Here is an 838-nt window from a genome sequence, read left to right as displayed (position 1 = left end):
TCTGATCCATCTAACTCGACGCCCTATTAAGACTCGCTTTCGCTGCGCCTACACCTATCGGCTTAAGCTTGCTAGATAGACCAAGTCGATGACCCATTATACAAAAGGTACGCCGTCACAAGACTGGACACTGATAACAATCTATCTGTACGGAGTGCTCATCCGAAACATCACGGTTTCGATCCCGGGATTGTTTTCGTAAATTTCGGCATTGGATCTATGGTCGTAGCTGACGGCAAAGCGCCATCCACTATCAGTTTCATATCCAAATTCGATCCCGGAACGAAATTCAATCAAACCACCTAGATTGAAGCCCCCGTTGTCGAGGTAGATCCCCGGCATCGTGTGTAACTCCACATAGAATGGCGTTTCGCCAAGACCAATTCTGTAGGTCTCACCAAAACCGATCCATGTTTCGCCTTTTTCGCCAATCGAAAACCCCATTGCATGTCCGAACGGACCATTCGTACGGCCCAGATCGTAACGCATGTAGTATTCGCTGGCGGGTTTTGCGCGACGCTTAACAACTTCGCCAACTGACATTGCCAGTCGTGGAACTGTATCCGATCGTGCAAAACATCCTTCGTCGCTTCCACAGTAGTTTCTGGCCATGTCGGTCACACCGAGCACGATCAGAAGAACTGCAAAAGTTCCGTCAGCCATGTGTCTTCTCCTGTTTTAGCAGGCACATGGCCCAGATTGTCATTAGAGTCCAGTCAAGCTCCGACTGATTGTAGGCGTTCGGTTTCAGGTACTGTTTCACTCCCCTCGTCGGGGTGCTTTTCACCTTTCCCTCACGGTACTGGTTCGCTATCGGTCAGCAAGGAGTACTTAGCCT

1 rRNA gene is annotated in these 838 nt (G+C 49.8%); it reads right to left on the bottom strand.

The annotated features are described in order from the left end of the window. Positions 1-838, bottom strand: a 23S ribosomal RNA gene (locus KJP30_RS24830); the annotation flags it as partial.

The sequence above is a fragment of the Antarctobacter sediminis genome, from assembly GCF_019218285.1.
Taxonomy (GTDB): domain Bacteria; phylum Pseudomonadota; class Alphaproteobacteria; order Rhodobacterales; family Rhodobacteraceae; genus Antarctobacter; species Antarctobacter sediminis.
The sequence above is the reverse complement of the archived record's forward strand: the minus strand, read 5'-3'. Positions and strand labels throughout refer to the sequence as shown.